Source organism: Actinoplanes sp. NPDC051633 (assembly GCF_040681735.1).
GTDB lineage: Bacteria > Actinomycetota > Actinomycetes > Mycobacteriales > Micromonosporaceae > Actinoplanes.
In genome coordinates, this window is record NZ_JBFAZH010000242.1 from 1 (window position 1) to 8,187 (window position 8,187).

8 protein-coding genes and 2 pseudogenes are annotated in these 8,187 nt (G+C 71.3%); 5 read left to right on the top strand and 5 right to left on the bottom strand.

Translation table 11 applies throughout. From position 1 onward, the window contains the following. Positions 1-2,502 (top strand): BTAD domain-containing putative transcriptional regulator (locus AB0M20_RS15950; protein ID WP_364298663.1); only part of this gene is annotated, 2,502 nt, incomplete at its 5' end. Here the strand turns inward: AB0M20_RS15950 and AB0M20_RS15955 are convergent. Next, positions 2,493-3,119, bottom strand: a complete 627-nt coding sequence (locus AB0M20_RS15955) for a DUF4386 domain-containing protein (RefSeq protein WP_364298665.1) — start codon at positions 3,117-3,119, stop codon at positions 2,493-2,495. The two genes, AB0M20_RS15950 and AB0M20_RS15955, sit on opposite strands and share 10 nt — an antisense overlap. A gap of 49 nt (positions 3,120-3,168) precedes the next feature. After that, on the bottom strand, positions 3,169-4,194 hold the full coding sequence (locus AB0M20_RS15960) for an NAD(P)-dependent alcohol dehydrogenase (protein WP_364298667.1): 1,026 nt from the start codon (positions 4,192-4,194) through the stop codon (positions 3,169-3,171). Positions 4,195-4,288: 94 nt separating this feature from the next. On the opposite strand from AB0M20_RS15960, the gene AB0M20_RS15965 reads away from it, so the two are divergent. Then, on the top strand, positions 4,289-4,981 hold the full coding sequence (locus tag AB0M20_RS15965) for a TetR/AcrR family transcriptional regulator (protein ID WP_364298669.1): 693 nt from the start codon (positions 4,289-4,291) through the stop codon (positions 4,979-4,981). On the opposite strand, the pseudogene AB0M20_RS15970 reads toward AB0M20_RS15965, so the two are convergent. Further along, a pseudogene (locus AB0M20_RS15970) lies at positions 4,968-5,213 on the bottom strand (carboxymuconolactone decarboxylase family protein); the annotation flags it as partial. The gene AB0M20_RS15965 and the pseudogene AB0M20_RS15970 overlap by 14 nt on opposite strands. Positions 5,214-5,236: 23 nt before the next feature. Between AB0M20_RS15970 and AB0M20_RS15975 the strand changes: the two are divergent. Beyond that, entirely contained in the window at positions 5,237-5,446 is a 210-nt protein-coding gene (locus AB0M20_RS15975) for a hypothetical protein (protein ID WP_364298677.1), read from the top strand. Between the two features lie 26 nt (positions 5,447-5,472). Here the strand turns inward: AB0M20_RS15975 and AB0M20_RS15980 are convergent. Continuing rightward, positions 5,473-5,622: pseudogene (locus tag AB0M20_RS15980) on the bottom strand (hypothetical protein); the annotation flags it as partial. After that, complete coding sequence (locus AB0M20_RS15985; RefSeq protein WP_364298671.1) at positions 5,619-6,494, bottom strand: helix-turn-helix transcriptional regulator; 876 nt, start codon at positions 6,492-6,494, stop codon at positions 5,619-5,621. The gene AB0M20_RS15985 and the pseudogene AB0M20_RS15980, both read right to left, overlap by 4 nt. Before the next feature lie 101 nt (positions 6,495-6,595). Here AB0M20_RS15985 and AB0M20_RS15990 point away from each other — a divergent pair, with 101 nt between their 5' ends. Beyond that, a complete protein-coding gene (locus AB0M20_RS15990; protein WP_364298673.1) occupies positions 6,596-7,840 on the top strand; it encodes a multidrug effflux MFS transporter in 1,245 nt (414 codons plus the stop codon). Further along, positions 7,840-8,187 (top strand): cupin domain-containing protein (locus AB0M20_RS15995; protein WP_364298675.1); only part of this gene is annotated, 348 nt, incomplete at its 3' end. The genes AB0M20_RS15990 and AB0M20_RS15995, both read left to right, overlap by 1 nt.

The following is an 8,187-nucleotide window of genomic DNA, read 5'->3' on the forward strand; positions in this document are numbered from 1 at the left end:
ATCGGCGAGTTGGAGGAACTGGTCACCGCCCACCCGCTGCGCGAAGGCCTCTGGAAGCTGCTCATCACCACGCTGTACCGATCGGGCCGGCAGGCCGACGCACTCGCCGCGTTCCGCCGCGTCCAGCGGCACCTCGGCGACGAGCTCGGTCTCGACCCCGGAGCCGAGCTGCGCGCGCTGGAACACCAAGTCCTGCGCCAAGAGCTGCCCGGGCCGCCGGCCGCGACCCCACGGGGCAACCTCACCGGGCTTGCCACGCCGCTGATCGGCCGTGACGCGGACCTGAATGAGGTGGGGCAGTTGCTCGGCGCGCACCGGCTGGTGACCGTGACCGGTCCGGCCGGAGTCGGCAAGACCCGGCTCGCGGTCGAGCTGGGCCGCGGCGCCCGGCCGGAGGGCGGCGCGTGGCTGGTACGGCTGGAGAACGTCCGCACCGCCGAGGCGGTGTGGCCGAGCGTGGGCGAGGCGTTCGGGCTCGGCGCCGCGAGCGAGACGATGGTCCTCGACCGGCTGCGCGGGTCCGGGCTCCTGCTGATCGTGGACAACTGCGAGCAACTCGTCGACACGCTGCCCCCGATCGTGGAAAGACTGCTCGGCGTCGCGGCCGACCTGCGCATGCTGGCCACCAGCCAGCTACCTCTGGCCATCGAGGGTGAGATCGTCCATCCGCTCGAGCCGCTGACGGTGGCCGACTCGATCACGTTGTTCGGCCAACGCGCCGCCCGGCAGCGGAGGACTTTCAGCCTGGACGCCGACACCGGCCCGGTGATCGAGCGGCTGTGCCGGTCCCTCGACGGGTTGCCCTTGGCCATCGAGCTGGCCGCCGCGCGGGTCAAGGCACTGTCGGTCCAGGAGATCGCCCGCCGGCTCGACGACCGGTTCGCCCTGCTCCGCGATCCGGCCGGCCACCGCCCGGCGCGGCAGCGCGCGCTGCACACGGCGCTGGCCTGGAGCTACGACCTGCTGTTCCCCGACGATCAGCGCGGGCTGTGGGCACTGGCAGTCTTCCCCGGCGGTGCGCCCCTCGCCGCGGCGGAGGAGGTACTGGCCTCGCTGGGCGTGCCCACCGCGCCCGCGCTGGACGTGCTGGCGCGGCTGGTCGACCGGTCCCTGGCGGCCGTCGAGATCGGACCGAGCGGTGCCGTCCGGTATCGCCTGCTGGACAGCGTCCGCGCGTTCGGCCTGGAGCAGCTGCTTGCCTCCGGATCGGCCGAGGCCGCCTTCCGCGCCCACGCGAGCTGGTACGCAGCCGCGGCGGACCGCTGCGGACGCGGCGTACGCGGCCCCGGCCAGGCCGAGCATCTCGCCCTGGCTCGGATCGAGCGGACCAACATCGACGCCGTCCTGACCTGGGCGCAACAGCACGACCCCCTGCTCGGCCTACGCACCGCGAACGGGTTCGCCTGGGCCTGGGCGCTGCTGGGCGCTGGAACGGACACCGCGCAGCGGGTCAGAACCGCCGCCGCGGCGGCCGGTGCCACGACTGGTGACCGCGCCACCGGACTGCTGCTCGCCGGCTGGCTCGAGGCCTCCGGCGGGAACCTGGACGACGCGACAGCCGATATCGAGCAGGGCGCGGCCCTGGGTGGCGACACCCACCGCCGGATCGCCGAGCTCTACCTGGCCTTCGTCCGCACCCAGCAGGGCCGGGCCGCCGAAGCTCTGGACCTGCTCGAGCACTGCCGGGCCGCGTTCCGGAGCACCGGTCAGGCGTGGGAGGAAGGGGCGAGCCGGCTGCTGTCGGCGTGGGCCCTGATCGCCCTGGGCGAGACCGCGCGCGGTCAGGCCGCCTGCGATGAGGCCCTGCGCCTGCTCCGGCCATTCGACGACCAATGGGCGCTCAACCACGCCGAGGGAATTCTCGGCGGACTCGCGCAGGCCCAGCAGCGCTACGCCGACGCCGCGATCCATCTGCGCCGCGCAGCCGACGCCACCCACCGCCTCGGCTTCGCCGCGGCCGAAGCGCACCATCTGACCAACCTGGGCCGCGCCCAGGAACAAGGCGGCGACGCACCGGCCGCGATCGCGACTTTCGGACGCGCCATCGAGATCGCCCAATCCGCCGGTGACCTTCGCACCGCGGCCTTGGCCAGTGCCCGCCTCGGCCGCACGCTGCGGTTCGCCGCCGATCCTGTCGCCGCACGGGCCGCAGCCGAGTGGTCGCAGCGCTGGTACAGCGCGGCCGGCGGCGGCGACGGGCTCCTGCTGGCCCGATATGTGCTGGCCGCTCTCGACGCCGACCCGGATCGGCTGACGGAGACGGTCACGATCGCACGGGAAACGCCCGACGTCGAGGTCGAGGTCCTCGCCCTCGACGCCCTGGCTCGACTCCTCGCCGAACGCGGCGACGAGGCCGGCGCCCGAGCAGCACTCGCCGATGCCGACGCCGCCATGTCCGGCGCCCGGCACCTGGTGTCCGACCACGACCGCATCGACCGCGACGGTGCGCTGAAACACCTGGAACCGGTGGCGCGAAGCGCGCCTGGGACGTATCAGGCATGAGGCAGGACGCCGCTGCTGACACCAACGAGCGGCTCGGCATCTGCCGGGGCGGACGACGGCGAGGTGAAGCCCTTCGCGATCAACCAGATCGGCATGAGCACGGCCTCGAACAGTCCACCGGGGACGAGCAGCAGCAGCCCGGGCCCGTCGTTCATGTCGAGAGCGCCCATCAGGTCCAGCGGCACGCCCAGCGAGAGGCAGGCGTATCCCACGATGCCGAGGATCGCGATGGGCCGGGGAACCAGTCGTGAGGTGAAGAGCAGGTAGGTGAGGATCAGGCCGCCGGCCCCTGTCGGGATGTACACCCAGAGCAGGTGGTTCGGAAATTCCTGCAGTTGTCTCAGCAGGTAGAGGCTGCATGCGGCGGAGACCGCGAACTCGACGATCCTGAGCACCGGATACCAGAACGCTAATCCCTTGTGGACGTCTTTCAGCACCGGGTACATGAGCAGACCGATCCCGACGACGGCGACGCCGGAAGACATCATGAGCAGAACGCCGGCAGTCAGCTGGCTTCGTCCGGTGTCACCGTCGGTGAACGCTTGGATCAGTGCGGTGCCGGCCATGGCGGTGGCCATCTGGACGAAAAACAGAACGCCCACGGTGGCCGCGATCATCCTTCTTGACATGACTCTCCTTCACAGAGCGCGGTTCACAGAGCGGGTTTCACAGCGTGATGACGGCCTTGCCGCGGACGGTGCCGGCTTCCAGGTGCCGCATGGCGGTCGGAGCCTCGTCCAGCGGGTAGGTCCGATCGACGCTCGGCGTCACGGAGCCCGCCTCGATGAGTTCCGCCAGCGTGACCAGATCGCTGCCGCGTTCGTCGGCGATGGCCATGGCCAGCCGCTGCTTGATGAACGGCGACAGGGCCAGCGCCCGGAACTGGCGGTTCATGCCGCCGCTGAAGTCACCGCCCTGCTCGCCGCCGACGATCACGGCGGTGCCGGTGGGTGCGAGCGCCCGCCGCAGCCGCGACAGCGTGGGGTTTCCCGCGATGTCGAGGATCAGGTCGTAGCCGGGTGCGCCGTCGGCGAAGTCCTCCCGGGTGTAGTCGAGGACGTGTGCGGCCCCGAGGGAGCGCACGAAGTCGAGTTTCGCGGTGCCGGCCACGCCGGTGACCTCGGCGCCGAACGCCACCGCGAGCTGTACCGCATAGCTGCCGACGCCGCCGGACGCGCCGGTGATCAGAACCCGTTGCCCGGCTTGGATCCGGCCGACGTCGCGCAACGCCCGGAGGGCGATGAGTGCCGACACCGGTACGGCCGCGGCCTGCGCGAAGGTGACGTTCGCCGGCTTGTGGGCCAGCTTGTCGGCGCGGGCCACGGCGTACTCCGCGAACGAGCCCTGGCTGATCCCGTAGACCTGGTCGCCGACCGCGAATCCGGTCACGGCGGAGCCGAGCGCCACGACGGTGCCCGCGACGTCGCGGCCGGGGACCCGGCGGTTCGGGCCGCGCAGGCCACAGACCAGGCGCATCAGGTACGGGCGGCCGGTCATCAGGTGCCAGGTCCCCCGGTCGAGGCCGGCCGCGGCGACGCGCAGCAGCACCTGGTCGGCGGCCGGTTCGGGCCGGTCGATGCTGTCGAGGCGGAGCATGTCGGCCGAGCCGTACCGGTCCTGCACGACCGCGCGCATCTGGTCGGTCGTGGCCGGTCCGGTGCGGGCGGTGGTGGGCTGGTGGGCGGATCTCATGATGGCTTCCCTCCGGTCGGCGGGGCACTCCCGCCGTACTTAGTACGAATGCTACGGTACTAAGTACGAATCAGCTACGGGTTGGGGTCCAATCGTGAAAACAGACAGCGGGGGGCGCCCGGCACGGACGCCGCTCAGCCGGGAGCGAGTGCTGCGGGCTGCCCTCGCGGTCGCCGACACGGGCGGGCTGGAATCGCTGACGATCCGTTCGCTCGCCCACGAGCTCGGCGCCAAGCCGATGTCGGTGTACTACCACGTCGCCAACAAGAGCGAGATCATCGACGGCATCGTCGACCTGGTCTTCAGCGAGATCGAGCTGCCCGCACCCGACGGCGACTGGCATGCCGGGATGCGTCGCCGGGCGGCCTCGGCCCGCAGTGTGCTGCGCAGGCATCCGTGGGCGATTCCCCTGCTGCAGACGCGGACGAAACCCGGCCCGGCGACGCTGCGCCACCACGACGCGGTCATCGGCTCGCTGCGCTCGGCCGGCTTCTCGGTGGCGATGACCGCGCACGCGTTCGCCCTGATCGACAGCTATGTGTTCGGGTTCGCGCTGTCCGAATCGGTGCTACCGATCAACGGCCCGGAAACGGTCACCGAGGTCGCCACGTCGATGATCCCGGCAGGCTTTCCCGACCTCTATCCACACCTGATCGAGTTCACCACCGAGCACATCCTCAAGCCCGGGTACGACTTCGGCGCCGAGTTCGACTTCGGCCTCACCATCATTCTCGACGCACTGTCGGGGCTGGCTCCCCACGGCGCCGAGGGACTCAGCGGGTCTTGAGGACCTCGTCCAGGATCCGGTCGGCGTTGTCGCCCTGTTGCCGGCCGACCTCGGTGCGCAGCACCTGGGCCAGGCCGCGCAGCTGGACCTCGGTCAGCCCGGTGTTGAGGCCGACGTTCAGGTGGGACCGCAGCTGCGACTCCGTGCCGGTCAGGGTTGCCAGCGCGGCGATCGTGGCCACCTCGCGGCTCTGCCAGTCGAGGTTGTCGCGGCCGAAGATGTCGCCGAAGAGGTGGTCCTTGAGGAACCCGGTCGATGGCCGGGGCGAACTCGAACATCGGTCCCGTGACCGGGGCGCCGATCAGCTTCGTCTGGTTCTGGGTGCCGAGCTCGAGGAGGCTCGTGCCGGAGGGTAGCGGGCCGGGCTCCGGGCCGGTCTCGTCGGTGATGCCGCGCTCCTGGCGCTGCTCCAGCACGGTCATGAAGGTGGCGATGCCGTTGAGGGCACGCGGGAAGCCGGCGTAGGCGTACATCTGCACCAGGACTTCCTTGATCTGATTGACCGTCACACCGGCCTCCAGGGCCTTGTGCAGCGCAGTCTCCAGCCGCGGCAGGTCACCGACGGCGGTGAACGCGCCGATCGTGGCGATCGCGGCATGCTGTGCGCTTACTCGCACGGCTTTCCTCCCCCGGGTGGTCACTGTCGAGATTGGATGGACGCGGCGCTGTCGGTGGCGGCCCAGGAGGCCAGCAGCGCGAGGGCCTGGGCGGTGGGGGAGGCCGGTTCGGCGGCGTAGATGGTCATGGTGAGATCGGGCTCCGCCCGCAGATCCATGCTTTCGTACGCCAATGACAGGTCGCCCACGACGTGGTGGTGGAACGTCTTGACGCCGGTGCCGTGGATGCGGACATTGTGGGCGCCCCAGCGGCGGCGGAAGTCGTCGCTGCGGGTGGACAGCTCGCCGACCAGATCGTGCAGGCCCTTGTCGTGGGGATCCTTGCCGGCCGCGGTGCGCAGGTTGGCCACGAGCATGTCGGCGGCCAGGTTCCAGTCGGGAAAGAACCGGTGCGCGGCGCTGTCGAGGAAGGTGAACCGGCCGAAGTTGGGCGCCATGCCCGCGTCGGTGTAGAGGTCGCTGTACATGGCGCGGCCGAGGAGATTCGCGGCGAGCAGGTCCTGCCGGTTGTTGACCAGGATCGCCGGGCTGAGGATCGCGTCCAGAGACCACTGCAGGCTCGGCCGGACGGTCCACTGCCTGGGCCGGCGCGCGGGCCGGGCCACGGCGTTGCTGCCGTCGGCCTCGTGGGCGAGGCGCAGCAGGTGGGCTCGTTCGGCGTCGTCGAGCTGCAGGGCGCGGGCGATGGCGTCGAGTACGCCCGGCGAGACGCCGGCGAGCTGGCCGCGCTCGAGCTTCGCGTAGTACTCGACGCTCATCCCGGCCAGCGCGGCGACCTCACTGCGCCGCAGCCCGGGGACGCGGCGCTGCCCGGCGGTGGGTATGCCCGCCCGCTCCGGGCTGATCTTGGCGCGGCGGGTGGTGAGGAAGTCGCGTACCTCGGCTCGGTTGTCCACGACCTCGACGGTACGACGCTGCGCGCCCAGGTGGGATGTACTGCTGGTACACCCATCGCCAGGGACTTCTCCGCCCACGGCGGGCGGGGTGTGCTTGATGCGTGACCAATGATCTGCTCGCGGCGCCCGGCCGCAGCCCGTCGACCCCGCATCACCACAGCAGGCTCACCACCGGCCTGGTCGCCACGGTGATCTTCCTGACCGGGATCGCGCCGCTGGCCACCGACATGTACGTGCCGGCGTTCCCCGGCGTCGCCGGTGACCTCTCCGCGACCGCGACGCAGGTGCAGCTGACGCTCACCACGTTCTTCGTCGGCATGGCTCTGGGGCAGCTGATCGGCGGGCCGGTCTCCGACCAGTTCGGCCGCCGCCGGCTCCTGCTGGCCGCGATCGTGCTGATGACGGTCGCCTCGATCGGATGCGCGATCGCACCGTCGATCGGGGTCATGACCGCGGCCCGGTTCGTGCAGGGCTTCGCCGGCGGCTGGGCCATGGTGATCGGCCGGGCGGTGATCGTCGACCTGGCAACCGGCGCCCGGCTCGTACGCGTCCTGAATGTCGTTGCCGGGGTGAGCGGTATCGCACCGATCGTCGGGCCGCTGATCGGCGCGGTGATCCTGCAGTTGTCGCACTGGCGCGTGTCGTTCTGGGTCGTCGCGGCGCTGGGGGTGGCAATGCTGCTGGCAGTGCTGATCGCCGTGCCGGAAACGTTGCCGCCCGAGCGCCGGCACGGCGGTGGCCTGCGAGCCTTCGCGGTGGCCGGGCGGCAGGTCCTCGGCCGGCGCCGGTACGTCGGCTACCTGGTCGTCTGCGGTTCGGCGATGGGCGCGCTGTTCGCCTACGTCGCCACGTCGGCGTTCGTGCTGCAGTCGATGAACGGGATGTCGCCGATCGGGTACTCGATCGACTTCGCCGCCAACGCGGTGGGCATCACCCTCGGCGCGCTGCTCGCCGCGCGGCTGGCCGGCCGGGTGCCGACCCGCAGGGTGATCCTCGCCGGGCAGATCGGCGCCCTGACGGCGGGTCTGGCGATGCTGGCCGGCGCGCTGTGGTTCGGCACCCCGTTGCCGCTCGCGATCGTCTGCTTCTTCGTGCTGATGTTCGCCCTGGGCCTGATCCTCGGGAACGGCGGTGCGCTGGCGTCGGCGGAGGTGCCCGAACACCCGGGCACCGGCTCGGCCCTGCTCGGCTTCGTGCAGTGGGTCGCGGCCGGCACGATCGCGCCGATCGCCGGGCTCGGCGGCGAGACGACGGCCGTACCGATGGCACTGCTCATGATCGCCGGCGCCGTCCTGTCCATGGGCGGTCTGCTGGTCCTGGCCCGACCCGTACGTAGGAGCGAATGATGCATTTGCAGCCTGTTCAGCCGGCGGTGAAGATGCCCGCTTCGCGGTTCACCGGCGACGTCTACATGACTCCTGTCTACAACGGCACCGGGCCGTCGCGGATGACCGTCGCGCTCGTCCGGTTCACGCCGGGCGCCCACACCTACTGGCACTCGCACGCCGTCGGCCAGACCCTGCACGTCACCGAGGGCGTCGGCCTGGTCGGCACGCGCGACGGCTCGGTGCTGCGCATCCACGCCGGCGAGACGGTCATCTGCCCGCCAGGCGAGGACCACTGGCACGGCGCCGCCCCTGACACCTTCATGAGCCACCTGGCCATGCTGGAGGCCCGGCCCGGCGGCGGCGAC